22 protein-coding genes and 1 pseudogene are annotated in these 23600 nt (G+C 65.2%); 21 read left to right on the top strand and 2 right to left on the bottom strand.

Going from position 1 to position 23600, the window contains the following annotated elements:
• The first annotated feature begins 61 nt into the window (after nucleotides 1-61).
• From CVUC_RS15850 to CVUC_RS15785, 14 genes and pseudogenes are all read left to right on the top strand, one after another.
• Complete coding sequence (locus CVUC_RS15850; RefSeq protein WP_010919807.1) at nucleotides 62-679, top strand: NADH-quinone oxidoreductase subunit J; 618 nt, start codon at nucleotides 62-64, stop codon at nucleotides 677-679.
• Nucleotides 676-981 carry an NADH-quinone oxidoreductase subunit NuoK gene (gene nuoK / locus CVUC_RS15845; protein WP_101685847.1) on the top strand — a complete coding sequence of 102 codons (306 nt, stop codon included), beginning with the start codon at nucleotides 676-678 and terminating at the stop codon, nucleotides 979-981. Before CVUC_RS15850 ends, nuoK begins: the two co-directional genes overlap by 4 nt.
• Nucleotides 982-989: 8 nt before the next feature.
• A complete protein-coding gene (gene nuoL / locus CVUC_RS15840) occupies nucleotides 990-3050 on the top strand; it encodes an NADH-quinone oxidoreductase subunit L (protein ID WP_096033405.1) in 2061 nt (686 codons plus the stop codon).
• A complete protein-coding gene (locus CVUC_RS15835; protein ID WP_164468134.1) occupies nucleotides 3047-4549 on the top strand; it encodes an NADH-quinone oxidoreductase subunit M in 1503 nt (500 codons plus the stop codon). Before nuoL ends, CVUC_RS15835 begins: the two co-directional genes overlap by 4 nt.
• Nucleotides 4542-6002, top strand: coding sequence for an NADH-quinone oxidoreductase subunit NuoN (gene nuoN / locus CVUC_RS15830; protein ID WP_164468133.1), 1461 nt, complete (start codon nucleotides 4542-4544; stop codon nucleotides 6000-6002). The genes CVUC_RS15835 and nuoN overlap by 8 nt, the downstream gene beginning before the upstream one ends.
• A 1-nt stretch (nucleotide 6003) precedes the next feature.
• Nucleotides 6004-6756 carry a biotin--[acetyl-CoA-carboxylase] ligase gene (locus CVUC_RS15825; RefSeq protein WP_096034778.1) on the top strand — a complete coding sequence of 251 codons (753 nt, stop codon included), beginning with the start codon at nucleotides 6004-6006 and terminating at the stop codon, nucleotides 6754-6756.
• Nucleotides 6753-7538, top strand: a complete 786-nt coding sequence (locus CVUC_RS15820; protein ID WP_096033402.1) for a type III pantothenate kinase — start codon at nucleotides 6753-6755, stop codon at nucleotides 7536-7538. The genes CVUC_RS15825 and CVUC_RS15820 overlap by 4 nt, the downstream gene beginning before the upstream one ends.
• Nucleotides 7538-9217 carry a ribonuclease J gene (locus tag CVUC_RS15815; protein ID WP_096033401.1) on the top strand — a complete coding sequence of 560 codons (1680 nt, stop codon included), beginning with the start codon at nucleotides 7538-7540 and terminating at the stop codon, nucleotides 9215-9217. The genes CVUC_RS15820 and CVUC_RS15815 overlap by 1 nt, the downstream gene beginning before the upstream one ends.
• Nucleotides 9218-9325: 108 nt before the next feature.
• A complete protein-coding gene (gene mce / locus CVUC_RS15810; RefSeq protein ID WP_010919799.1) occupies nucleotides 9326-9745 on the top strand; it encodes a methylmalonyl-CoA epimerase in 420 nt (139 codons plus the stop codon).
• Nucleotides 9745-10005: a DUF1467 family protein gene (locus CVUC_RS15805; protein ID WP_010919798.1), complete on the top strand. Its 261-nt coding sequence runs from the start codon at nucleotides 9745-9747 to the stop codon at nucleotides 10003-10005. The genes mce and CVUC_RS15805 overlap by 1 nt, the downstream gene beginning before the upstream one ends.
• An 18-nt stretch (nucleotides 10006-10023) precedes the next feature.
• Nucleotides 10024-10441, top strand: a pseudogene (locus CVUC_RS15800) (hypothetical protein).
• Entirely contained in the window at nucleotides 10441-11772 is a 1332-nt protein-coding gene (gene proS / locus CVUC_RS15795; protein ID WP_096033400.1) for a proline--tRNA ligase, read from the top strand. Before CVUC_RS15800 ends, proS begins: the two are co-directional and overlap by 1 nt.
• The gene (locus CVUC_RS15790) at nucleotides 11772-13052 is read left to right on the top strand and encodes a lipoprotein-releasing ABC transporter permease subunit (RefSeq protein ID WP_096033399.1); all 1281 of its coding nucleotides are present in this window, start codon (nucleotides 11772-11774) and stop codon (nucleotides 13050-13052) included. Before proS ends, CVUC_RS15790 begins: the two co-directional genes overlap by 1 nt.
• Nucleotides 13045-13731 carry an ABC transporter ATP-binding protein gene (locus tag CVUC_RS15785; RefSeq protein WP_010919795.1) on the top strand — a complete coding sequence of 229 codons (687 nt, stop codon included), beginning with the start codon at nucleotides 13045-13047 and terminating at the stop codon, nucleotides 13729-13731. The genes CVUC_RS15790 and CVUC_RS15785 overlap by 8 nt, the downstream gene beginning before the upstream one ends.
• Here the strand turns inward: CVUC_RS15785 and CVUC_RS15780 are convergent.
• A complete protein-coding gene (locus CVUC_RS15780; RefSeq protein WP_096034777.1) occupies nucleotides 13728-14687 on the bottom strand; it encodes a nucleoside hydrolase in 960 nt (319 codons plus the stop codon). The two genes, CVUC_RS15785 and CVUC_RS15780, sit on opposite strands and share 4 nt — an antisense overlap.
• 165 nt (nucleotides 14688-14852) lie before the next feature.
• Here CVUC_RS15780 and sidA point away from each other — a divergent pair, with 165 nt between their 5' ends.
• The 3 genes from sidA to CVUC_RS15765 all read left to right on the top strand — a co-directional run bounded on the left by sidA (nucleotide 14853) and on the right by CVUC_RS15765 (nucleotide 19206).
• Complete coding sequence (gene sidA / locus CVUC_RS15775; RefSeq protein ID WP_024265750.1) at nucleotides 14853-14942, top strand: cell division inhibitor SidA; 90 nt, start codon at nucleotides 14853-14855, stop codon at nucleotides 14940-14942.
• 35 nt (nucleotides 14943-14977) lie between these two features.
• Entirely contained in the window at nucleotides 14978-18409 is a 3432-nt protein-coding gene (gene dnaE / locus CVUC_RS15770) for a DNA polymerase III subunit alpha (RefSeq protein ID WP_096033398.1), read from the top strand.
• A gap of 167 nt (nucleotides 18410-18576) precedes the next feature.
• Complete coding sequence (locus tag CVUC_RS15765; protein ID WP_096033397.1) at nucleotides 18577-19206, top strand: class I SAM-dependent methyltransferase; 630 nt, start codon at nucleotides 18577-18579, stop codon at nucleotides 19204-19206.
• Nucleotides 19207-19218: 12 nt separating this feature from the next.
• Here CVUC_RS15765 and CVUC_RS15760 read toward each other — a convergent pair whose 3' ends face one another.
• Entirely contained in the window at nucleotides 19219-19869 is a 651-nt protein-coding gene (locus tag CVUC_RS15760; RefSeq protein WP_096033396.1) for an HAD family hydrolase, read from the bottom strand.
• Nucleotides 19870-20181: 312 nt separating this feature from the next.
• On the opposite strand from CVUC_RS15760, the gene rpsB reads away from it, so the two are divergent.
• From rpsB to frr, 4 genes are all read left to right on the top strand, one after another.
• Entirely contained in the window at nucleotides 20182-20988 is an 807-nt protein-coding gene (rpsB, locus tag CVUC_RS15755; protein WP_010919789.1) for a 30S ribosomal protein S2, read from the top strand.
• Nucleotides 20989-21127: 139 nt separating this feature from the next.
• Nucleotides 21128-22066: a translation elongation factor Ts gene (gene tsf, locus CVUC_RS15750; RefSeq protein ID WP_010919788.1), complete on the top strand. Its 939-nt coding sequence runs from the start codon at nucleotides 21128-21130 to the stop codon at nucleotides 22064-22066.
• A gap of 177 nt (nucleotides 22067-22243) precedes the next feature.
• Nucleotides 22244-22984 carry a UMP kinase gene (gene pyrH, locus CVUC_RS15745; RefSeq protein ID WP_010919787.1) on the top strand — a complete coding sequence of 247 codons (741 nt, stop codon included), beginning with the start codon at nucleotides 22244-22246 and terminating at the stop codon, nucleotides 22982-22984.
• A gap of 26 nt (nucleotides 22985-23010) precedes the next feature.
• Nucleotides 23011-23577 (top strand): ribosome recycling factor, encoded by a 567-nt coding sequence (gene frr, locus CVUC_RS15740; protein ID WP_010919786.1) that lies wholly within the window; start codon nucleotides 23011-23013, stop codon nucleotides 23575-23577.
• The last annotated feature ends 23 nt before the right edge of the window (nucleotides 23578-23600 follow it).

The raw sequence follows: 23600 nt of genomic DNA, 5'->3' as shown, positions 1-23600 counted from the left end.
AGGCGGTGCGTCACGCGGCGCGCCGTTGTTGGACTTAAGATTTCAGGGGAGCCCAGGGCCAATGCCCGTGCAGGCGATCGCATTTTATCTACTGGCTTTCGTGACCATAGCGGCGGGTCTCCTCGTCGTGTCGGCGCGCAACCCGGTGCACTCGGTGCTCTTCCTGATCACCGCCTTCTTCTCGGCCGCCGGCCTCTTCGTCCTGCTGGGCGCGGAGTTCCTGGCGATGCTGCTGGTCGTCGTCTATGTCGGCGCGGTCGCGGTGCTGTTCCTCTTCGTCGTCATGATGCTGGACGTGGACTTCGCCGAGCTTCGCCAAGGCTTCGTGCAGTATCTGCCGTTTGGCGGCTTGATCGCCCTGGTGATCGCCATCGAGATGGTGATGGTCGTCGCGGCCGTGGCCACGAACGGCGCCGCCGCCAAGAACCCCCTGCCGAACGCTTCGCCGGGCGGCGTGCCCAACACCGAAGCGATCGGTCGCGTGCTCTACACCGACTATGTCTTCTTCTTCCAACTGGCGGGCCTGGTGCTGCTGGTCGCCATGATCGGCGCCATCGTCCTGACCCTGCGCCACAAGCCGGGCGTCAAGCGCCAGGACATCGGCAAGCAGGTCGCCCGTACGCCCAAGACCGGCATGGAGCTGGTTCAGATCAAGCCGGGTGAGGGGATCTCCGAATGATCGGCCTGCCGCACTATCTCGTCGTCGCCGCGATCCTTTTCACGATCGGCGTCTTCGGCATCTTCGTGAACCGCAAGAACGTCATCGTCATCCTGATGTCGATCGAACTGATCCTTCTGGCGGTGAACATCAACCTCGTGGCGTTCTCGGCCTATCTGCACGACGTGGCGGGCCAGATCTTCGCGATGTTCGTTCTGGCCGTCGCCGCCGCCGAGGCGGCCGTGGGTCTGGCGATCCTCGTCACCTTCTTCCGCAACCGCGGCGACATCGCGGTTGACGACGCCAGCATGATGAAGGGCTAAGCGACGTCATGCAGACGCTTGTCACCATTCTCGTTTTCGCGCCGATCATCGCTGCGGCGATCGCCGGCCTGTTCGGGCGCCGCATCGGCAACGTGGCCTCGCAGTCGGTCACGACCGGCGCGCTGATCCTGTCATGCGCTCTGTCCTGGTACACGTTCAGCCAGTGGACCTGGGGGCACATGGAAGCCTTCACGGTCCAGCTGTTGCCGTTCATCCATATCGGCGACTTCCAGGCCAACTGGTCGATCCGGATCGACGCCCTCTCGGCGACCATGCTGATCGTGGTCACGACGGTGTCGGCCCTCGTGCACATCTATTCCTGGGGCTACATGGCCGAGGATGACAGCAAGCCGCGCTTCTTCGCGTACCTGTCGCTGTTCACCTTCGCCATGCTGTCGCTGGTCACCGCCGCCGACTTCATGCAGCTGTTCTTCGGCTGGGAAGGCGTGGGTCTGGCCTCGTATCTGCTGATCGGCTTCTGGTTCAAGAAGCCCTCGGCCAGCGCCGCCGCCATCAAGGCCTTTGTCGTGAACCGCGTCGGCGACTTCGGTTTCGCCCTCGGGATCATGACCACCTACTGGGCGTTCGGCACCATCGAGTTCGCTGAACTGTTCCCGCTGATCCAGGCCAGCGCCGGCAAGACCTGGGAATTCGCCGGCCACCTGTGGCCGCTGATGGATATCGCCTGCTTCCTGCTGTTCATCGGCGCGATGGGCAAGTCGGCGCAGTTCTTCCTGCACACCTGGCTGCCGGACGCCATGGAAGGCCCGACCCCGGTGTCGGCCCTGATCCACGCGGCCACCATGGTGACCGCCGGCGTCTACATGCTGTGCCTGCTGTCGCCGATGTTCGAATACGCCCCCGTGGCCAAGAACATCGTCACGGTCATCGGCGCGGTGACGGCCCTGTTCGCCGCCACGGTCGGTCTGACCCAGAACGACATCAAGCGCGTCATCGCCTACTCGACCTGCTCGCAGTTGGGCTACATGTTCTTCGCGGCCGGCGTCGGCGCCTACCAGGCGGCCATGTTCCACCTGTTCACGCACGCCTTCTTCAAGGCCCTGCTGTTCCTGGGCGCCGGTTCGGTGATCCACGGCATGCACCACGAGCAGGACATGCGTCGCTACGGCGCCCTGGCCAAGTTGCTGCCGGTGACCTTCATCGCCATGACGATCGGCACGATCGCCATCACGGGCCTTGGCTTCCCGCCGCTGCACCTGGGCTTCGCAGGCTTCTACTCGAAGGACACCATCATCGAGGCGGCGTTCGCTGCGGGCGGCCACAACGCGCTCGCCATGTTCGCCTGGGTGATCGGCGTGCTCGTCGCGGGTCTGACCTCGTTCTACTCCTGGCGCTTGGCGTTCTTCACCTTCAACGGCACGGCGCGTTGGGGTCATGACGCCCATGGTCACGACGATCACGCCCATGCGGCGCACGGTCATGATGACCATGCCCACGACGCCCACGGTCATGACGACCACGGCCATGGTCACGACCACAAGCCGCACGAAAGCCCGTGGGTGATGCTGTTCCCGCTGGTCGTCCTATCGATTGGCGCTGTCGCCGCCGGCTTCGTCTTCGTCGGCCACTTCGTGGGTCACCACCAGGAAGAGTTCTGGCGCGGCGCGATCTACACCGCCCCGACCAACCACGTGCTGCATGAGGCGCACGAGGTGGCCATGTGGGTGAAGTGGAGCCCGCTGATCGCCTCGCTGATCGGGCTGCTGATCGCGGTGTACGTCTATCTGATCAAGGGCAACGAGCGCCTGGGCCTGAAGCTGGCCGAGCGCAAGGGTCCGCTGTACGTCTTCTTCTACAACAAGTGGTTCTTCGACGAGCTCTATGAGGCGACGTTCGTGCGCTTCGCCAAGTTCCTCGGCGACCTGTTCTGGAAGGGCGGCGACCAGAAGATCATCGACGGCCTGGGCCCCGATGGCGTGAGCGCGGTCTCGTATGAGGTCGGCAAGCGCACCGGCAAGCTGCAGACCGGCTATCTCTACCACTACGCGTTTGTCATGCTGCTCGGCGTCGCCGGCCTGCTGACCTTCGCCTTGTACGCATTCCGTTGAGGGGGACGGAGCTCATGAGCGGCCTTCTCAGCCTTACGACCTTCGCGCCCCTGGCCGGCGTCGCGGTGATCCTCGCCGCGCGCGCCCTGCATGGCGCCGGGGAAAAGACCGACACCCTGGCCAAGTGGATCGCGCTCGTGACCACGCTGGTCACGTTCGGCCTGTCGATCGTTCTCACCGTCCAGTTCGACCCGAAGAACCCGGGCTTCCAGTTCGTGGAAGACATCGCCTGGTTCGCGGGCCTGCACTACCGGATGGGCGTGGACGGCATCTCGGTGCTGTTCGTCCTGCTGACCGCGTTCCTGCTGCCGATCTGTATCGTGGCCAGCTGGAAGTCGGTCGAGAAGCGCGTTGTCGAATACCTGATCGCCTTCCTCGTGCTCGAGACCCTGGTGATCGGCGTCTTCTGCGCGCTGGACATCGTGCTGTTCTACCTCTTCTTCGAGGGCGGCCTGGTTCCGATGTTCCTGATCATCGGCATCTGGGGCGGCAAGCGCCGGATCTACGCGGCCTACAAGTTCTTCCTCTACACCCTGCTCGGCTCGGTGCTGATGCTGGCTGCGATCCTGGCGATGATCGGGATTTCGGGCACCTCGTCGATCCCCGAGTTGATGACCTTCAAGTTCGCCCCGTGGCTGCAGACCTGGCTCTGGCTGGCCTTCTTCGCCTCGTTCGCGGTGAAGATGCCGATGTGGCCGGTCCACACTTGGCTGCCCGACGCTCACGTCGAGGCGCCGACGGCCGGTTCGGTGATCCTGGCGGGCATCCTGCTGAAGATGGGTGGCTACGGCTTCATGCGCTTCAGCCTGCCGATGTTCCCGCACGCCTCGGAGATGTTCCAGCCCCTGGTGTTCGCGCTGTCGGCCATCGCCATCGTCTACACCTCGCTGGTGGCCTTCCGTCAGACCGACATCAAGAAGCTGATCGCCTATTCGTCGGTCGCCCACATGGGCTTTGTGACCATGGGTATCTTCTCGGGCAATGCGGCTGGCGAGCAGGGCGCTCTGTTCCAGATGCTGAGCCACGGGATCATCTCGGGCGCGCTCTTCCTCTGCGTCGGCGTGGTCTACGACCGCATGCACACCCGCGAGATCGCCTTCTACGGCGGCCTCACCAACCGGATGCCGATGTATGCGGCGGTGTTCATGCTGTTCACCATGGGCAATGTCGGCCTGCCGGGCACCTCGGGCTTTGTCGGTGAAATCCTGACGATGACCGGCGTCTACAAGGCCTCGACCTGGACCGCGATCGTGTCGGCCCTGGGGGTGATCCTGTCGGCCATGTACGCTCTGACCCTGTATCGCCGCGTGATGTTCGGCGAGATCACCAACCCGCAACTGGCCACGATCACCGATCTGGACAAGCGCGAGATCCTGATCTTCGCCCCGCTGATCGTCTCGACCCTGGTGCTGGGCATCTATCCCAATCTCGTGTTCAACCTGACCGCGACGTCTGTCGACGCGCTCGTCGGCGCCTGGCGCGCCGCCGTGGGTGGGTGAGGAGCCAATGACCTTTTCCGCCAACTTCTCGCTCGTGCTGCCTGAGGTCGTTCTCGCGATCGCGGCGCTGGTCCTGCTGGTCGCCGGCGCCTTCCGAGGCAAGGTCGGGGCCATCTTCACCCTTGCGGCCGTCGCGTCGCTGATCGCCGCCGCCGCCACGGCGGTGCTGGGACCCAAGGGCGTTGCTTTCGGCGGCGTTTACGTCGCCGACGCGGCTGCGACCTACGCCAAGGTGGCCATCTATCTGTCGAGCGCCGTGGCCGTCGTCCTTGGTGACCGCTGGCTGGCTCAGCGCGGCGACCAGAAGTTCGAGTACGCCGTCCTGGTGATCCTGGCCGCGCTTGGCATGGGCGTCACCGCCTCGGCCGGCGACCTGATCAGCCTCTACATCGGTGTCGAACTGCAGTCGCTGGCCCTGTACGTCCTGGCCGCCATGCGCCGTGACGACGCCAAGTCGTCGGAAGCGGGCCTGAAGTACTTTGTGCTGGGCGCGCTGTCGTCGGGCCTGCTGCTGTACGGCAGCTCGCTGATCTACGGCTTCACCGGCTCGACCCACTTCAGCCAGATCGCCCTGGCGGCCGCACACGGCGGTTCGCATGGCGTGGGCCTGCTGTTTGGCCTGGTGTTCGTGATCTGTGGTCTGGCGTTCAAGGTCTCGGCCGCCCCGTTCCACATGTGGACCCCGGACGTCTATGAAGGCGCCCCGACTCCGGTCGTCGGCTTCTTCTCCGCCGCGCCCAAGCTGGCCGCCATGATGATGTTCGCCCGCGTGCTGGGCGACGCCTTCCCGGCGTCCGAGGAGCAGTGGCGCCAGATCCTGGTGATCGCGGCTCTGCTGTCGGTGTTCGTCGGCGCCTTCGCGGGTCTCGCGCAGAGCAACCTCAAGCGCCTGTGGGCCTATTCGTCGATCGCTAATGTCGGCTACGCGCTGCTGGGCGTCGCCGCAGGCGGCGAGGTCGGCCTGCAGTCGATGCTGATCTTCATGACGCTCTACATGGTGGACGTCACCGGCTTCTTCGCCTGCCTGCAGGCCCTGAACCGCGACGGCAAGCCGATGGAGACGATCCAGGACATGGCGGGCCTTGTGAAACAGCGTCCCGGCATCGCCCTGGCCATGACCGCCTTCTCGCTGTCGGCCCTGGGGCTGCCGCCGTTCTCGGGCTTCTGGGCGAAGTACTTCGTCTTTAAGGCCGCCATGGGCTCCGGCGATGTGATGCTGCAGTGGGCCGCCGTGATCGGTCTGGTCGGCTCTGTGGTCGCGGCCTTCTATTACCTGCGCCTGATCAAGGCGATGTGGTTCGACGACGCCGCAGGCGCCGTCGACGCCCCGTCGCCTTCGGCCCGGGCCGTGGGCTTCGCCGCCGCGATCTTCTCGTTCCCGATCGTGCTTGTGGCCCTGGTCTGGCTGGAACCAGCCGCCAAGGCCGCCGCCGCCGCCTTTGGTCACGCGTGACGTGACGGGCGTTTCGCCCGTCACCGTGCCTCCCATCGTCGTTCTCGACGAGATCGACTCGACCAACGCCGAGGCCCGTCGCCGGGCCGAGGCCGGCGCGGTGGAGCCCCTGTGGCTCGTGGGCCTTCGCCAGACAGCCGGGCGGGGGCGTCGCGGGCGGGCCTGGGAAACCGGCGAGGGCAACCTCGCCGCCACCCTGTTGTTTCGCACTGAGCGGCCGCCTGCCGAGGCGGCGCAGGTGTCTTTTGTCGCCGCTCTGGCGGTGGCTGACCTGCTGGCGCGTTACGTCCCCAGTCACCTGATCAGCCTGAAGTGGCCGAATGACCCTCTGCTGGGGGGATTGAAAGTCAGCGGCATCCTCGTTGAGTCGGGCGCCTCGCCGTTCGGCGGGCTGTGGCTGGCGGTCGGGATCGGCGTGAACCTGAAGCGCAAGCCGATCGACGCCGAGCGCCCGGCCACGGCGATCGCAACCTATCTGGAAGCGCCGCCATCGCCGCAGGAGGCTGCCGAGGTTCTGGCGGAGGCCTTCGAGCGCTGGCTGCGGACATGGGACATCCTGGGCTTCCGCGCGATCGCCGACGCCTGGACCGCCCGGGCCCATGGGTTGGGCGAGCCTTGCGTGGCGCGTCTGGGCCATGAGACCGTCGAAGGGGTCGCTGAAGCCCTGGACGCCGATGGCGCGCTTCGTCTGCGCCTGGCTGATGGAAGTGTGCGTCGGATTACGGCCGGCGACGTGTTTTTTGGAGGCGCGTGATGCTGCTGGCCATTGAGCAGGGCAACACCAACACCATGTTCGCCATTCACGATGGCGCATCGTGGGTCGCGCAGTGGCGGTCAGCGACCGAAAGCACGCGCACGGCCGATGAGTACGTCGTCTGGCTTTCGCAACTGCTGTCGATGCAGGGGCTTGGCTTCCGGGCGATCGACGCCGTGATCATTTCCAGCGTCGTGCCGCAGTCGATCTTCAATCTGCGCAACCTGAGCCGCCGCTACTTCAACGTCGAGCCTCTGGTCATCGGTGAGAACGCCAAGCTGGGCATTGATGTCCGCATCGAGAAACCCTCCGAGGCCGGCGCCGACCGCCTGGTCAACGCCATTGGCGCGGCGATGGTCTATCCGGGTCCGCTGGTCGTGATCGACAGCGGCACCGCGACGACGTTCGACATCGTGGCCGCCGACGGCGCCTTCGAGGGCGGGATTATCGCGCCCGGTATCAACCTGTCGATGCAGGCTCTGCACGAGGCGGCGGCGAAGCTGCCGCGCATCGCCATCCAGCGTCCCGCCGGTAACAAGATCGTGGGAACCGATACGGTCTCCGCCATGCAGTCCGGCGTCTTCTGGGGCTATATTTCGCTGATCGAAGGCCTCGTCGCGCGGATCAAGGCCGAGCGCGGCGAGCCTATGACCGTTATCGCCACGGGTGGCGTCGCCTCGCTGTTCGAGGGCGCGACTGACAGCATTGACCACTTCGACTCTGATCTGACGATCCGGGGTCTTCTCGAAATCTACCGCCGAAACACCATCGCCGAGTCCTGATGAAAAAGTCCAAGAACGACGAGTTCGTCTTCCTGCCGCTGGGCGGGTCGAACGAGATCGGCATGAATTTCAACCTGTATGGCTTTGGGCCGGCGCACGATCGCAAGTGGATCGTGGTCGATCTGGGCGTGACGTTTGGCGACCAGACGACCCCCGGCGTCGAGATCATCCTGCCCGACCCGAGCTATATCGAGCCCTATGCCGACGATATTCTTGGCATCGTACTGACCCACGCGCACGAGGATCACCTGGGCGCCGTGCACTGGCTGTGGCCGCGTCTCAAGGCGCCGGTGTTCGCTACGCCGTTCACCGCCTTCCTGCTGCGCGAGAAGCTGCGCGACGCCGATCTGCTGGGCGAGGTGCCGATTACCGAGGTGCCGCTGGGCGGTAGCTTCAAGCTTGGTCCGTTCGAGCTGGAACTGATCACCCTGACCCATTCGATCCCGGAGCCGAACGGCCTGGCGATCAAAACGCCTCTGGGCACCGTTCTGCACACCGGCGACTGGAAGATTGACCCTGACCCGCAGCTTGGCGCGCCGACGGACGAGGCGGCTATCCGACGCCTTGGTGACGAAGGCGTGCTGGCCATGGTGTGCGACAGCACCAACGTTTTCCAGGAAGGCTCTGCCGGTTCCGAGGCCGACGTCCGCACGGCCCTTGGCGACCTGATCAAGAGCCTGAACGGCAAGATCGCCGTGGCCTGTTTCGCCTCCAACGTTGCGCGCATGGACACCGTCATCCGCGCGGCCCAGGCTTGCGGCCGCAAGGTCAGCCTCGCTGGCCGGTCAATGCATCGCATGGCGGCGGCCGCCCGCTCCGTCGGTCTGTTGGAAGGCCTCGAGCCCTTCATCAACGACGACCAGGCCAAGCATCTGCCGGAGAACGAGGTCCTCTATCTCTGCACTGGCAGCCAGGGCGAGGCGCGCGCCGCCCTGTCGCGCATCGCCGACGGCAGCCATCCGCATGTGAAGATGGGCTCGGGCGATCATGTGATCTTCAGTTCGCGCGTGATCCCGGGCAACGAAATCCCGATCCGCAACCTGCAGAACAAGCTGGCCGACCGCGGCGTTCGGCTGCACACCGAACGCGACACGCCGGGTATCCACGTGTCGGGTCACCCGTGCCGGGATGAGCTGCGCCAGATGTACGCCTGGGTGCGGCCGCATATCGCCGTGCCCACGCACGGCGAACGTCGTCACCTGATCGAGCATGCGGCCCTGGCCAAGGATCTTCAGGTCCCGCACGCCGTCAGCCCGCGCAACGGCGACATGGTGCTGCTGGCGCCCGGCCAGCCAGGCATCATCGACGAGGTGCCCGCCGGCCGTCTCTATGTGGACGGTGGGGTGGTCACGCCCGAGAACGGCGAAGCGCTGCGTGAGCGTCGCCATGCCGCCTTCAACGGGGTGCTGGCGGTGTCGATCGTGCTCGACGGTCGCAACAAGATCGTCTCCGGACCCCAGATCCGGGGTATCGGCCTGACGGGCGATGACGAGTACACGCTGGACGATGCTCTGGACGATCTCTGCGAGGAGGCCGAGAGCGCCTACAAGAAGCTGGACGGCGACGCGCGCGAGATTGACGAGACGATCGAAAGCGCGATCTCCCGCGCCGTGAAGAAGGCGGCTTTTCGCATCTGGGAGCGCAAGCCCGTCGTAGAAACCACGGTTCTTCGCATTTGATGGGAGGGGGCGGCTGCGGCGGTTCCGTGGACGCCCCATCTTTCCGCGTTGCAGCACTGGTGCTAGGCCAACAGCCAACAATCAGAACAGCAGCGGGAGTTCCTCAAGATGATCGGCAAGCTCAATCACGTTGGCGTCGCCACACCGTCCATCGATGAGTCGGTGAAGATGTACCGCGATCTGCTCGGCGCCACGTCGATCACCGACAAGTGGGCGATGCCGGAGCAGGGGGTGTGGGTCTGTTTCGTCAACCTGCCCAACAGCCAGATCGAGCTTATTGAGCCTTATGGTGAGAAGTCTCCCATCCATGGCTTCCTGGCCAAGAACCCCAAGGGCGGTCAGCACCACATCTGCTTCGAGGTGGAGAACATCTACGAAGCCCGTGACGCCCTTGTGGCCAAGGGCGCGACGGTGCTTGGCGAGCCTCGCATCGGCGCGCACGGCACCCTGATCATCTTCGTCCACCCCAAGGACATGGGCGGCATGCTTGTCGAGCTCATGGAAACGCCAAAGGACGCGCATCACTGATGAGCCCCATGACCTGGTTCGCGATCTACATGATCATCTGGTGGACCGTGTTGTTTGCGGTCCTGCCGCTCGGGTCGCGCAGCTTCTTCGAGGCCGGGATCAAGCCGCCGCCGGGCGTTGATCCCGGCGCGCCGATGAACCCGAATCTGAAGCGCAAGTTCATCACCACGACCTGGCTGTCGGCCGTGGTTTTTGGCCTGTTCTTCCTGATCATGCACTTCAAGCTCATCAGGCTTCCGGATCTGCCCGCCGGCGCCTGATGTGCGAATGCACAAGCCTTGGGCGTGGAGCGGGCGATTTGCCTCCAAACGCTCAAGGCTTGGGCGAATGGCCTCATTGTTAGCGCTTCCGGCGGTTGGGCGTGCCCCAACAAACGTTTGGCGGGTAGAGTGTTTTTCAGGAGATCGGCCTTGCCGGTCTCGCTCTGTGGCGTCTTCCCCGACGATGACTGTCAGGCCGCGCGGCGATCCGCGCGGCCTTTCTTTTGTCCGTCACGCAGCCTTACTTCCGCCCAAAGCGCGACTGCACAAAGTGGTCGTTGGTGTCTGTAATCGTCGCGCTTCCGGGCTTGGAGGGACGAGCTTGCTGCCCGGTTTGGATCAAAGATCTGAGCCAGGCCGGCTCTACCGCGTTGCCAAGCTGTCGGGCGAGGGGCTATCTCAGGCCCTTCTCGAATTCCCGGAGTTTCCAAGCTGATGCGCTCTTCGCGCTATTTCCTGCCGGTGCTGAAGGAAGCGCCTTCCGACGCCCAGATCGTTTCGCACCAGCTGATGCTCCGCGCCGGCATGATCCGCCAGGAAGCGGCGGGCATCTATGCCTGGCTTCCGCTGGGCTTGCGGGTGCTGAACAAGATCGAGCAGATCGTCCGCGAGGAAATGGATCGCGCCGGCGCCATCGAGCTCTTGATGCCGACCATCCAGCTGGCCGATCTGTGGCGCGAGAGCGGTCGCTATGACGACTACGGCGACGAGATGCTGCGCATCACCGACCGCCACAAGCGCGAACTGCTGTTTGGTCCCACCGCCGAGGAGGTCGTCACCGACATCTTCCGCGCCTCGATCAAGAGCTACAAGGACCTCCCCAAGAACCTCTACAACATCCAGTGGAAGTTCCGGGACGAGCGCCGCCCGCGCTTTGGCGTGATGCGCGGCCGCGAGTTCCTTATGAAGGACGCCTACAGCTTCGACCTCGACGCCGACGGCGCGCGCAAGTCGTACAACCGCATGTTCGTGGCCTATCTGAATCTGTTTGCGCGGATGGGTCTGAAGGCCGTGCCGATGCGGGCGGATACGGGTCCGATCGGCGGCGACCTTTCCCACGAGTTCATCGTGCTGGCTGAAACCGGCGAAAGCGCCGTGTTCTGCCACAAGGACCTGGTGGAGATGCCGGCGCCCGGTCCGGATCTCGACTGGATCAACGGCGACCTGCAGCCGCTGGTGAACCAGCGCACGGCGCTGTACGCCGCGACCGAGGAAATGCATGACGAAGCGGCCTTCAACGCCCTGCCGGAAGGCGACCGCCTGTCGGCGCGCGGTATCGAGGTCGGCCACATCTTCTCGTTCGGCACGAAGTACTCCGAGCCGATGAAGGCCACGGTGCAAGGGCCGGACGGCCAGCAGGTCCCGGTGCAGATGGGCAGCTACGGCGTCGGCGTCTCCCGTCTCCTGGGCGCGATCATCGAGGCCAGCCACGACGAGGGCGGCATCATCTGGCCGGAAAGCGTCGCGCCGTTCGACGTCGGGATCGTGAATATGCGCCAGGGCGACGCGGCCTGCGACGCCGCCTGCGAGACAGCCTACAACGCTCTTAAGGCCGCCGGCCGTGAGGTGCTTTACGACGACACCGACGCCCGTGGCGGCGCCAAGTTCGCCACCATGGACCTGATCGGTCTGCCCTGGCAGCTGATCGTCGGACCCAAGGGCATCGCCGAAGGCGTCGTCGAGATCAAGAACCGCAAGACCGGCGAGCGCCATACCGCCTCGCTGGAATCCGTCCTGGACGGCCTGACCAAGAGCAAGACCGCCTGATGCCAGACGCCCGCGCCGCCGGTCCCTTCAGTCGCTGGGAGCGCTCGGTCGCTCGCCGGTATCTGTTCGCCAAGCGCAAGAACGGCGGCGTGGCTCTGATCTCGATCATCTCGTTCAGTGCGGTGATGCTGGCGGTCTTCGCCCTCATCACCGTGATGAGCGTGATGAACGGCTTCCGCGCCGAGCTTCTGGGGCGCATCCTCGGCTTCAACGGCCACCTCTACGCCCAGTCGCCGCTGATCAACGGTCCCGATCGCGACACCATCATACGCCGCATCAAGGCCGCCCCAGGCGTTATCCAGGCCGCGCCGATGGTCGAGGCGCAGGCCATGGTCATTGGTCCCACGCAAGTGACGGGCGCCATCGTTCGAGGCGTCACGACCAGCGACCTGCGACACATGTCGCTGATCTCGGGTAACATCAAGAACGGCTCGATGGAGGGCTTCGGCCAGGGCGAATATGGCGGCGACATCGTCCTGATCGGCGAGCGCATGGCCCAGACCCTGGGCGTTCAGCCTGGAGACCCGATCACCATCATCTCGCCGTCCGGGCCGGCCACGGCCTTCGGCAGTTCGACGCGCGAGAAGAACTACATCGTCGGCGGCGTGTTCAGCGTCGGCATGAGCCAGTTCGACGAGGCCTTCATCTACATGCCCCTCGAACAGGCCCAGCTGTTCTTCGGTCGCGACACCACGGTCGACTATGTCGAGATCAAGGTCGAGGATCCGGACAAGGCCAAGGAACTCAAGCAGGCGGTCGAGATCGCCAGCGGGCCGGGCGCCGTGGTCAATGACTGGATGGACAAGAACCACAGCTACTTCACCGCGCTGCAGGTCGAGCGCAAGGTGATGCGGCTGATCCTGTTCTGCATCGTGGCGATCGCGACGCTGAACATCATCTCCAGCCTGGTCATGCTGGTGAAGAACAAGGGCAAGGACATCGCGATCCTGCGCACCATGGGCGCGAGCCAGGGCGCGGTGCTGCGCATCTTCCTGATGGCCGGCGCCTCGATCGGCGTGGCCGGCACTCTGTGCGGCCTGGCGCTGGGCGTGCTGTTCTGCGCCTACATCACCCCGATCCAAAACTTCGTGGAATGGGCGACCGGAACGTCTGTGTTCAACGCCGACGTCTACATGCTGTCCCATATCCCGGCGAAGATCGACTGGCGCGAGGTGGGCGGCATCGTCCTCGCCTCGGCCGCCATGAGCATCCTGGCGACTTTGCCGCCCGCCCTGCGCGCCTCGCGCCTCGATCCGGTGGAGGCGCTCCGCTATGAGTGATCCTGTTCTCGCGCTGCGCGGCCTGGAACGTGTCTACAAGACCGAAGCCGGCGATTTGCCCGTGCTGCGGGGCGTTGATCTGGACGTCTATCCGGGTGAGGTGGTCGGCCTGATCGGCCCGTCGGGCTCAGGCAAGTCGTCGCTGCTGCATTCGGCGGGCCTGCTGGAGCGGCCCGACGCGGGTCTTGTCGCCCTCGAGGGACGCGACTGTTCCAAGCTCTCAGAGCGGGCGCGTACCCGCATCCGTCTTGGCACAGTGGGCTTCGTCTATCAGTTCCACCACTTGCTGCCGGAGTTCTCGGCGCTCGAGAACGTCGCCATGCCGCTGACCATCGCCGGCAAGAGCCGCCGCGAGGCCGAGGCGCGGGCGCGTGAGCTGCTGGAGAGCCTGGGTCTGGGTCATCGCCTCAACCACCAGCCGGCGCAGATGTCAGGCGGCGAGCAGCAGCGGGTCGCCATCGCCAGAGCGCTCGCCAACCGTCCGAAACTGCTGCTGGCCGATGAGCCGACCGGGAACCTGGATCCCGCGACCTCCACCGCCGTCTTCCAGGCGCTCTACCAGGTCTGCCGTGAGCAGGGCGTCGCCGCGGTGATCGCGACGCACAACATGGAGCTTGCGCGCTACATGGACCGCGTGGTGGCCCTGAAAGACGGCCACTTGGAGCTTCAACGCGTTTAGAGCAGTGCGGTCCGCATCGCCGCGAAGAAGCCTTCGCGGTCGATGGCCTTGATCACGCGGGCGTTCGGCGGGCGGCGCTTGAGGGCGGGGTCGGCGATCTCGATGTCCGGCAGGATCGAGTGCGAGACGCTCAGATAGCCGCGCGTGAGCTCGCCCACCGTTTCAACGTCGACGACACAGGTTTCCGCCTCCAGGATCAGGCCCTCGTCCAGTGCGATCGCGCAGGTCAGCGCATCGGGATGCAGGCTGCCGTCCAGGCCTTCGGTCTCGCGCGCGAACGCCAGCGATGCGCGGTTCACATCGGTGAAGAACCGGGCTTTCTCGGTGTCCAACGCGTCAAGCGCGTCCAGTTGCTCTGTCGTCCATAGACCGTCCTTCAGGGTCAGGGTCCAGGTGGCGATGGAGAGGTTGAAGCCCGCATTGATGACGATCTTGGCGGCTTCCGGGTCGGCGTAGAAATTGTACTCGGCCGCCGGGGTCACATTGCCCACGCCGTTGTCTGTACCGCCCATCACCCACAGATGCTTCAGCGCTTTGGCGATGCGGGGCTCTCGCTGGTAGGCGAGGGCGATGTTGGTCAGCGGCGCTTGGGCGATCAGGGTGATCTCGCCGGGCGCATCCATGATCCGGCGCACCAGCTCATCCACGGCATGGCCCTCGGCGGGGCGCTGCGAGGTCCGCGCAAAGCAGCTATCGCTCATGCCGTCGCGGCCGAACACATAGGCGGCGTCCAGCGGCGCGCGCATCAGGGGAAACTGGGCGCCCAGATAGACCGGAACCTCGCCGGCCCGCCCGCAGCGATCCAGGGTCACCAGGGCGTTCTCGGCATGCTGCTCGAAGCCCACATTGCCGTGCGCGATGGTGATGGCCTCCAACTCAACACCCGGGCGGGTGAGGGCGAGCATCAGGGAGAAGACGTCGTCTCCCGCCGTGTCTGTGTCGATGATCAGGCGCATGGCGTTGATCTGGCCGACTCCCGGCGGCTTGGCCACTCGTTTCGAGGCTTGCGCGGGACTGACCAACGCTCCGCGCAAAGAAAATGCACAAGATTGCAGTGGAACATCTTGTGAACAGAACAAAACCGGAATATGGAACAAAACAAGAAATCTGTGGAGGTTCCGATGATCCGTGTCGCGCGTGAGTCTTTCGCCCTTGTTTCTGTGATCGGCTTCGTCTGGATGATGTGCACGGTGGCCAATCTCGTGGCCTGAGTCGCCAAGCGGCGATGATCTAGCGGAGGTCGGTCATGTCGGACGCGGAGGGGCAAGGCTTCGTCCACCTGCGGGTCCGTTCGGCCTATTCGCTGCTGGAAGGCGCTATCAAGGCCGACCATATCGGCAAGCTGGCCGCCGAGGCCAAGATGCCTGCCGCCGGCCTTGCCGACCGCGCCAACCTGTTCGGCGCTCTTGAGTACTCGTCCTACGCCAAGGATGCGGGCGTTCAGCCGATCATTGGCTGCGCCATCCCCGTCGTCGGGATTGGCGGCGGCCCGACCGAGCGCTGGGCCCGTGCGCCGACGCTCATGCTGCTGGCGCAGAATGAGCGCGGCTATCTCAACCTCTCTGAACTGTCGTCGATCGCCTATCTCGACAGCGCTGAACTGCCCGAACCCGTTGTTCCGTGGGCCAAGGTGGCCGAGCATAGCGAGGGCCTGATCCTGCTGTCAGGCGGGACCGATGGGCCCGTCGACGCTCTCTTCGCCGCCGGCAAGACCGCCGAGGCCTCGGCGGCCTTGGCCGAGATGCATCGCGTGTTCGGCGATCGCTTTTATGTCGAACTGCAGCGCCACGGGCTGCCTCGCCAGGCGGCGGCGGAGCCGGGTCTGGTCAACTGGGCGTATGACCACGACGTGCCGCTGGTGGCGACCAACGACGTCTATTTCGCCAAGCCGGGCTTCTACGACGCCCACGACGCGCTGCTGTGTATCTCCGACGGCGCATTCGTCGGCCAGGACGAGCGGCGGCGTGTCACGCCCGAGCATTGGTTCAAGCCGGCTGAAGAGATGCGCAAGCTGTTCGCCGATCTGCCCGAGGCTTGCGACAACACCCTCGACATCGCCCGGCGCTGCGCCTTCATGGTGCACAAGCGCGACCCGATCTTGCCCAGCTTCCCGACCGGCGATGGCCGCAACGAGGCCGAGGAGCTCGAGCACCAGGCGCGCGAGGGCCTGAAGATGCGCCTTGAGGGGCTGACCCTCTCGGCCCCCGAGGAAGAGTATTGGAAGCGGCTCGATTTCGAGCTCGGCATCATCAAGAAGATGGGCTTCCCAGGCTACTTCCTGATCGTGTCGGACTTCATCAAGTGGGGTAAGGCTCACGGAATCCCCGTCGGCCCCGGCCGGGGTTCGGGCGCCGGCTCGCTGGTGGCCTGGGTGCTGACCATCACCGACCTGGATCCGCTGCGGTTCGGGTTGCTCTTCGAGCGCTTCCTCAATCCCGAGCGGGTTTCGATGCCCGACTTCGACGTCGACTTCTGTCAGGAGCGGCGCGAAGAGGTGATCTCCTACGTGCAGGAGAAGTACGGCCGCGATCGCGTGGCCCAGATCATCACCTTCGGCTCGCTTCAGGCGCGCGCGGTGCTGCGCGACGTGGGGCGCGTGATGCAGCTGCCACTGGGTCTCGTCGACCGGCTCTGCAAGATGGTGCCGAACAACCCAGCCGCGCCGGTGACCCTGGCCCAGGCGATCGATCTGGAGCCGCGCCTCAAGCAGGCCAAGAAGGAAGACGCCAACGTCTCAGCCTGTCTGGACGTCGCACTGCAGTTGGAAGGCCTGTTCCGCAACGCCTCGACCCACGCCGCCGGCTTGGTGATCGGCGACCGGCCGCTCACGCAACTTACGCCGCTTTACAAGGATCCGCGATCGGACCTTCCCGCCACCCAGTTCAACATGAAGTGGGTTGAGAGCGCCGGTCTGGTGAAGTTCGACTTCCTGGGCCTCAAGACGCTGACGGTGCTGGACCGGGCGGTGAAGCACCTCAAGAAACGCGGTTTCGAGATCGATCTCGGCAAGCTGCCCTTCGACGACGCCAAGACCTACGAATTGCTCGCTTCTGGTCAGACGGTCGGCGTGTTCCAGCTCGAAAGCCAGGGCATGCGCGACACGCTGCGCAAGATGCGCTGCGGCTCGATCGAGGAGATCACCGCGCTGATCTCGCTCTATCGTCCGGGCCCGATGGATAACATCGACACCTTCGTCGACTGTAAGTTCGGTCGAAAGCCTGTCGACACCTTGCACCCGTCGCTCGAGGCCGTGCTGAAGGAGACCTACGGCGTCATCGTCTACCAGGAACAGGTGATGCAGATCGCCCAGATCCTGGCGGGCTACAGCCTGGGCGAAGCCGACCTTCTGCGTCGCGCCATGGGCAAGAAGAAGAAGGAAGAAATGGATCTCCAGAAGATCCGTTTCGTCTCGGGCGCCAAGGAAAAGAACGTTCCGGAGGAGCAGTCCGGCTCGATCTTCGAACTGGTCGCCAAGTTCGCCGGCTATGGCTTCAACAAGTCGCACGCCGCCGCCTACGCCTTCATTTCGTACCAAACCGCCTGGCTGAAGGCGAACACGCCCGTCGAGTTCTTCGCGGCGTCGATGAGCCTGGATCTGTCGAACACCGACAAGCTGGCGGTCTTCCACCAGGATGCGCGGCGTTTCGGGATCACGGTGCGCGCGCCGGATGTGAACCGGTCCGGCGCCGACTTCGAGGTCGAGAACGGCGAGGTGCTCTATGCGCTGGGCGCCATCCGCAATGTCGGCCTCGAGGCGATGAAGCATCTGGTGGCGGTACGCGCGGAGGGCGGGCCGTTCCGCGACGTCTTTGACTTTGTCGAACGCATCGACCCCCGGCAGGTCAACAAGCGGGCGATCGAAAACCTGGCGCGGGCCGGGGCCTTCGACTCGATCCACAAGAACCGCGCCCAGATCGTCGCCTCGGCCGACGTCTTGATCGCCCATGCCCAGAGCTGCCACGCCGACCGCCAGGGCGGGCAGGGCGGCCTTTTCGGCTCAGACCCCGGCGCGGGCCGGCCCCGTCTGTCGAAGACCGAGAACTGGAACCAGGTCGATCTGCTGGATGAGGAACTGTCGGCTGTCGGCTTCTACCTGACCGGCCACCCGCTGGAGGACATGGTCGGCATGCTGCGCCGTCGGCGCACGGTCATGCTGGCCGAGGCCATGGCCCAGGCCGAGGCCGGGGCTGAGGCCTTCCGGATGTGCGGCGTGGTGCGTCGCCGCCAGGAGCGCGCCTCCCAGAGCGGCGAGAAGTTCGCCTTCGTCTCCCTTTCCGATCCCACTGGCGAGTACGAGGTGCTCTATCCGCCGGAGTCTCTTCGCAAGTGCCGAGATGTCCTGGAGCCTGGGAAGGCCGTGGCCATCAAGGTGCGCGCCAAGGCGAGAGACGGCGAGGTGCGTTTCTTCGGCGACGACGCCGAACCGATCGAGAAGGCGGTGGAGAACGTCGTGGCGGGTCTGAGGGTCCACCTGTCACCGTCGGCCGCCGAGATTGATGCGCTGAAACGGCGTCTCGAACCCGCTCAAGCTCAGAAGGGGGGCGAGGTCACCTTCGTCGCGGCGATCGGCGGCGGCCGAGAGATCGAGCTCCGGCTGCCTGGGCGTTATACACTCGATGCGGCGCTGCGCGGTGCGCTGAAGACCGCGCCCGGGGTGGCGCTGCTGGAAGACGTTTAGGAAAATATTCCCACGACCTCTCCTGGTGCGGCTCGGCGCGAGCGGAGTGCGATGAATATGGACGGGGCGATGGAACGGCCGCTGAGGGGGCTCGCTGGCCACGGCGCCGAAGACGGTTGGCGCCATGATCGTAAGCGTGCTCACGCCGATCTTGGGGAACGACCACGATGACGCCAGCCGGCAAGGCGGATGAGGACGGCTCATACGATGAGGTAACGCTGCGCTTCTACGCTAACCAGGCGCAGGCCTATGCAGCTACCGCACGGGATGCGCCCAGCCGACTTCTCGCTCGGTTTCTGAGCCAGCTTCCGCCTGGGGGATATATTCTGGAGCTGGGATGCGGTGATGGCCGGGACAGTGAGGCCATGTCGGTGCTCGGCTTTCTGATCGACCCCACGGACGGCGTGGAGGCCATGGCCAAGCAGGCCGAGGGCAGGCTAAAGCGCCCAGTGCGGGTCATGCGGTTCGATCAGCTAGATGCTCAAGGCGCTTACGACGGTGTTTGGGCAAACGCCAGCCTGCTCCATGTCCCCGGATCAGCGCTTCCTGATGTTCTGTCTAGGATCTTCAGGGCCCTGAAGCCCGGCGGTCTTCACATGGCGACTTACAAGGCGGGCGCGATCGAGGGACGAGATAGCCTGGGGCGCTATTTCAACTATCCGACGACCGAGGCTCTGGAGGTCGCCTACCAGACCTCAGCGGGCTGGGAGATCCTGTCCATTCAGGACTTTGAGGGTGGCGACTACCAGGGCGGCCGACGGCCCTGGCTTGTGGTCACGGCGCGCAGGCCCGACTGATCCGCAGCCTCGTCACCAGGCCGCCGCGCGCCCGTTCAACAGCCCTGCGCGGAACAGGCGTCGCTCGGCAGCTTTGCCGCCTTTGACAATGACCGGCCGGTCCGCCGCGCGCAGGATCGGCAGATCATCCAGGCTGTCGGTATAGGCATAGGCCCAGCGGGCGCCATGGCCGGCCTCGGCCAGGGCCTGGCACTTGCGTTGGTTGCGGCAGTGGATGTTGGCGATCCAACCGCCCAGCCCTGGCTTGAGCGACGTGCCCAGCACCTCCACGCGTCGATCCAGGGTCCGGAGCAGGGCGTTCGCCAGGCACAGTGGCGCTGCGGTGACCACGACGACTCGGTCGCCGGCGGCCGCATGCTGGTCCAGAGCAGCCAGGGCCTGCGGCTTCCAGGACAGGCTGCAGCGCCTCTCGGCGAACGCGTGGGCGAAGTCGTCGCAGGACGCCAGCAACTGTTGCTCCGACAGACCCGCCGTCGCGATCCACAGCAGGATTGACGCACCCGCGCGACGGGTGAGGGGCAAGGCCACCATCGGTACGGCGACGGGCGCGACGGCGAGGATGCCCAGCATCCGCAGTGGCGATCGCTTAGCACGCTCCCACAGCCAAACCGCGGTCGAGTCGCCGTTCAGCAACGTGCCGTCCATGTCGAACACCGCGAGCATTGTCATCTCCGCCACAAGCGTCAGTATGGAGCCACGCTCCCGTGGAAGATTTGCGACACTGCCCGCAGTTTCTGTGGACGAAGGCGGCCGCATGGTGCGGCTGATGGTCTCGCCGGGGCATATCGCTACGCCCGATCGCCGAAGAGCGGGCTTGCCTTTTCGCGCAACAGCGACTATTTGCGCGGCCATTCCACACGTGGACGTTCGGCCGCACTGGGGAGACATCCCGGCGTCGCCGTTCCGGTCCCGCTCCAGAATGGTCTGGAACGGGGGTGTCCACGGAGGTTCAACCGGAAAAAGGATTAAGGCCCGATGGCTCTTCCCGAATTCTCCATGCGTCAGCTCCTGGAAGCCGGCGCTCACTTCGGTCACCAGACGCACCGCTGGAACCCGAAGATGGACCGCTACATCTTCGGTTCGCGCTCGAACATCCACATCATCGACCTGTCGCAGTCGATCCCGCTGCTGCACCAGGCCCTGGTGAAGGTTCGTGAAGTCGCCGCCGCCGGTGGCCGCGTGCTGTTCGTCGGCACCAAGCGCCAGGCCAGCGACCCGGTCGCCACCGCCGCCAAGCGCTGCGCCCAGTACTACGTGAACCACCGCTGGCTCGGTGGCACCCTGACCAACTGGCGCACCGTCTCGGGCTCGATCGCGCGTCTGCGCGAGCTGGAAGGCGTGCTGGCCGGCGAAGGTCAAGGCCGCTCCAAGAAGGAGCTGCTGCAGCTGACGCGCGAACGCGACAAGCTGGAGCTGTCGCTGGGCGGCATCAAGGACATGGGCGGCATCCCCGACATCATGTTCGTGATCGACACTAACAAGGAAGCGATCGCGATCCTGGAAGCCCGCAAGCTGAACATCCCGGTCGTCGCCATCCTCGACACCAACTGCGATCCGGACGGCATCACCTATCCGATCCCGGGCAACGACGACGCCGCCCGCGCCCTGCAGCTGTACTGCGACCTGATCGCCGACGCCGTCCTGGACGGTCTGGCCGCTGGTCAAGCCGCTGCTGGCGTGGACCTCGGCGCCTCGGTGGCTCCGGTCGAGCCGGCCCTGGCCCGCGAACTGGCGCCGGAAGCTCCGGCCGCCGAAGCAGCCCCGGAATCGGCCGAAGGCTGATTTCCCACGTGTCCCCGCTTCGCGCGGGGACCGTCGCGACCCTGACATGGGACCGGGCTAAGTAGTCCGGTCCCAACTCTTTATCGATTTGGCGAGCTAACAAGCTCGGTCGCCAACCGTTTGAATCTGGAGATTTTCGATGGCTGAGATCACCGCCGCCCTCGTCAAGGAACTGCGCGAAAAGTCCGGCGTCGGCATGATGGACTGCAAGAAGGCGCTGGCTGAGAACAACGGCGACATCGAAGCGTCCATCGACTGGCTGCGCGCCAAGGGCCTGTCCAAGGCCGCCAAGAAGGCTGACCGCGCCGCCGCCGAAGGTCTGGTGGCCATCGCCACCGCCGAGCAAGGCGCTGGCGAAACCGCCACGGCCGTCGAAGTGAACGCCGAAACCGACTTCGTGTCGCGTAACGACCTGTTCCAAGGCGCCGCCCGTCAGATCGCCGGCGCTGCGCTGGGCACCGACGGTTCGGTCGACGCGATCACCGCCGCCAAGCTGGCCGGCGGCGAGACCGTTCAAGACCACCTGACCAACCTGATCGCCACGATCGGCGAGAACATGATGGTCCGTCGCGCCGCCAAGTGGACGGTCGAGAACGGCGTCGTCGCCTCGTACATCCACAACGCCACCGCGCCGGACCTCGGCCGCATCGGCGTGCTGGTGGCCGTCGAGTCGACCGGCGACAAGGCCGCCCTGCGCGAGCTGGGCCGCAAGATCGCGATGCACGTCGCCGCGACCTCGCCGCTGTCGCTGTCGCCGGACGATCTGGACCCGGCCGCCATCGAGCGTGAAAAGGCCGTGTTCACCGAGCAGGCGCTGGAGTCGGGCAAGCCCGCCGCCGTCGTCGAGAAGATGATCGAAGGCCGTATCCGCAAGTTCCTGGAAGAAGTCGTGCTGCTGAAGCAGGCTTTCGTCATGAACCCGGATCAGACCGTCGAGCAGCTGGTCGCCGAAACCGCCAAGACCCTGGGTGCTCCGGTCGCCGTGAAGGGCTTCACGCGTCTGGCCCTGGGCGAAGGCGTCGAGAAGAAGCAAGACGACTTCGCGGCTGAAGTCGCCTCGATGACCGGTCAGGCCTAAGGTCTGATCGCCGGCGCGGCATAGCGTCGGATCGATAAATTGGGCGCGGCGCGTTCGACGCGCGCCGCGCCCTTTTCACGCCTGCCATCCGGCGTACGCACCGTGGTTGGCAAAACCCATCCCACTTCTGTAGAACGCACGTAATGTGCGTGCCGACGACTCAGGAATAGCGGTCCCATGTCCGATACCAGCGCGCCCCAGAAATATCGCCGCATCCTGCTCAAAGTGTCCGGCGAGGTCCTGATGGGCGATACGCCCTACGGCATCGACACCAACACGGTTCAATCCGTCGCCGAGGACGTCGCCGAGATCGTCAAATCGGGCGTCGAGCTTTGCCTGGTGATCGGCGGTGGCAACATTTTCCGCGGGATGGCTGGGGCCGCCAAGGGCATGGAGCGGTCGAGCGCCGACTATATGGGCATGCTGGCCACAGTCATGAACGCGCTGGCCATGCAGGACGCGCTGGAGCGCATCGGCGTGGAAACGCGCGTGCAGTCGGCGATCCCGATGGCCACCGTCTGCGAGCCCTATATCCGCCGCCGCGCCCAGCGCCATCTCGAGAAGGGCCGCGTGGTGATCTTCGCCGCCGGTACGGGCAACCCGTTCTTCACGACCGACACCGCCGCCGCCCTGCGCGCCGCTGAGATGCAGTGCGACGCGCTGTTCAAGGGCACCAGCGTCGATGGCGTCTATACCGCCGATCCCAAGAAGGATCCGACGGCCCAACGCTACGACCGCCTGAGCTACATGGACGTGCTGGCCAAGGACCTGCGCGTCATGGACGCCTCGGCCGTCGCGCTCATGCGCGACAGCAACATTCCGATCGTGGTCTTCTCGATCAAGGGGCGCGGCAACCTGCTGACCGTCCTGCGAGGCGAGGGGACCCACACCGTGGTCGCCGAAGACCGCGCCGCCTGAAGATAAAGTCTAGCGAGGAGAGCCACATGGCCGCCGCCGAAAAACCCGTTCTGTCGCGCTATCGCGACCGCATGGACAAGGCCGTTTCCGCCCTGAAGGAAGAGTTCGGCAGCCTGCGCACCGGACGCGCCTCGGCCAGCCTGCTCGATCAGGTGATGGTTGAGGCCTATGGCTCCACGACGCCGCTGAACGCCGTGGCTTCCGTCAGTGTGCCCGAGCCCCGCCAGATCAACGTCAGCGTCTGGGACCGTGGTGTCGTGGTTTCCGTTGAGAAGGCGATCCGCGCGTCGGGCCTGGGCCTGAACCCGGTCGTCGAAGGCCAGAACCTGCGTATCCCGATCCCGCCGCTGACCGAGGAGCGTCGTCGTGATCTCCAGAAGATCGCCGGCAAGTACGCTGAGCAGCAGAAGATCGCCGTGCGTAACGTTCGTCGTGACGCCAACGACGATCTGAAGAAGGCCGAGAAGGACGGGGCCATCGCCGAGGACGAGCGCAAGAAGATGGAAACGGAGGTCCAGAAGATGACCGACGACGCCATCAAGCGCATCGACGAGGCCTTGAAAACCAAGGAACATGAGATCATGCAGGTCTAATCGCCCGCATCGCGAGTTTTCAT

It is taken from the genome of Caulobacter vibrioides (assembly GCF_002858865.1).
Lineage (GTDB): Bacteria > Pseudomonadota > Alphaproteobacteria > Caulobacterales > Caulobacteraceae > Caulobacter > Caulobacter vibrioides.
Note: the sequence above shows the minus strand (reverse complement) of the source record. Positions and strands in the feature narration are given on the sequence as shown.

Excerpts from the sequence above, each read along its gene's own strand:
- proS (WP_096033400.1), top strand. The coding sequence starts at position 10,441 with ATGCGCTCTTCGCGCTATTTCCTGCCGGTGCTGAAGGAAGCGCCTTCC.
- sidA (WP_024265750.1), top strand. The coding sequence starts at position 14,853 with ATGATCCGTGTCGCGCGTGAGTCTTTCGCCCTTGTTTCTGTGATCGGC.
- mce (WP_010919799.1), top strand. The coding sequence starts at position 9,326 with ATGATCGGCAAGCTCAATCACGTTGGCGTCGCCACACCGTCCATCGAT.
- nuoL (WP_096033405.1), top strand. The coding sequence starts at position 990 with ATGCAGACGCTTGTCACCATTCTCGTTTTCGCGCCGATCATCGCTGCG.
- CVUC_RS15760 (WP_096033396.1), bottom strand. The coding sequence starts at position 19,869 with ATGCTCGCGGTGTTCGACATGGACGGCACGTTGCTGAACGGCGACTCG.
- tsf (WP_010919788.1), top strand. The coding sequence starts at position 21,128 with ATGGCTGAGATCACCGCCGCCCTCGTCAAGGAACTGCGCGAAAAGTCC.
- CVUC_RS15805 (WP_010919798.1), top strand. The coding sequence starts at position 9,745 with ATGAGCCCCATGACCTGGTTCGCGATCTACATGATCATCTGGTGGACC.
- CVUC_RS15765 (WP_096033397.1), top strand. The coding sequence starts at position 18,577 with ATGACGCCAGCCGGCAAGGCGGATGAGGACGGCTCATACGATGAGGTA.
- CVUC_RS15790 (WP_096033399.1), top strand. The coding sequence starts at position 11,772 with ATGCCAGACGCCCGCGCCGCCGGTCCCTTCAGTCGCTGGGAGCGCTCG.
- frr (WP_010919786.1), top strand. The coding sequence starts at position 23,011 with ATGGCCGCCGCCGAAAAACCCGTTCTGTCGCGCTATCGCGACCGCATG.
- CVUC_RS15815 (WP_096033401.1), top strand. The coding sequence starts at position 7,538 with ATGAAAAAGTCCAAGAACGACGAGTTCGTCTTCCTGCCGCTGGGCGGG.
- pyrH (WP_010919787.1), top strand. The coding sequence starts at position 22,244 with ATGTCCGATACCAGCGCGCCCCAGAAATATCGCCGCATCCTGCTCAAA.
- CVUC_RS15850 (WP_010919807.1), top strand. The coding sequence starts at position 62 with ATGCCCGTGCAGGCGATCGCATTTTATCTACTGGCTTTCGTGACCATA.
- CVUC_RS15780 (WP_096034777.1), bottom strand. The coding sequence starts at position 14,687 with ATGCGCCTGATCATCGACACAGACACGGCGGGAGACGACGTCTTCTCC.
- CVUC_RS15785 (WP_010919795.1), top strand. The coding sequence starts at position 13,045 with ATGAGTGATCCTGTTCTCGCGCTGCGCGGCCTGGAACGTGTCTACAAG.
- dnaE (WP_096033398.1), top strand. The coding sequence starts at position 14,978 with ATGTCGGACGCGGAGGGGCAAGGCTTCGTCCACCTGCGGGTCCGTTCG.
- nuoK (WP_101685847.1), top strand. The coding sequence starts at position 676 with ATGATCGGCCTGCCGCACTATCTCGTCGTCGCCGCGATCCTTTTCACG.
- rpsB (WP_010919789.1), top strand. The coding sequence starts at position 20,182 with ATGGCTCTTCCCGAATTCTCCATGCGTCAGCTCCTGGAAGCCGGCGCT.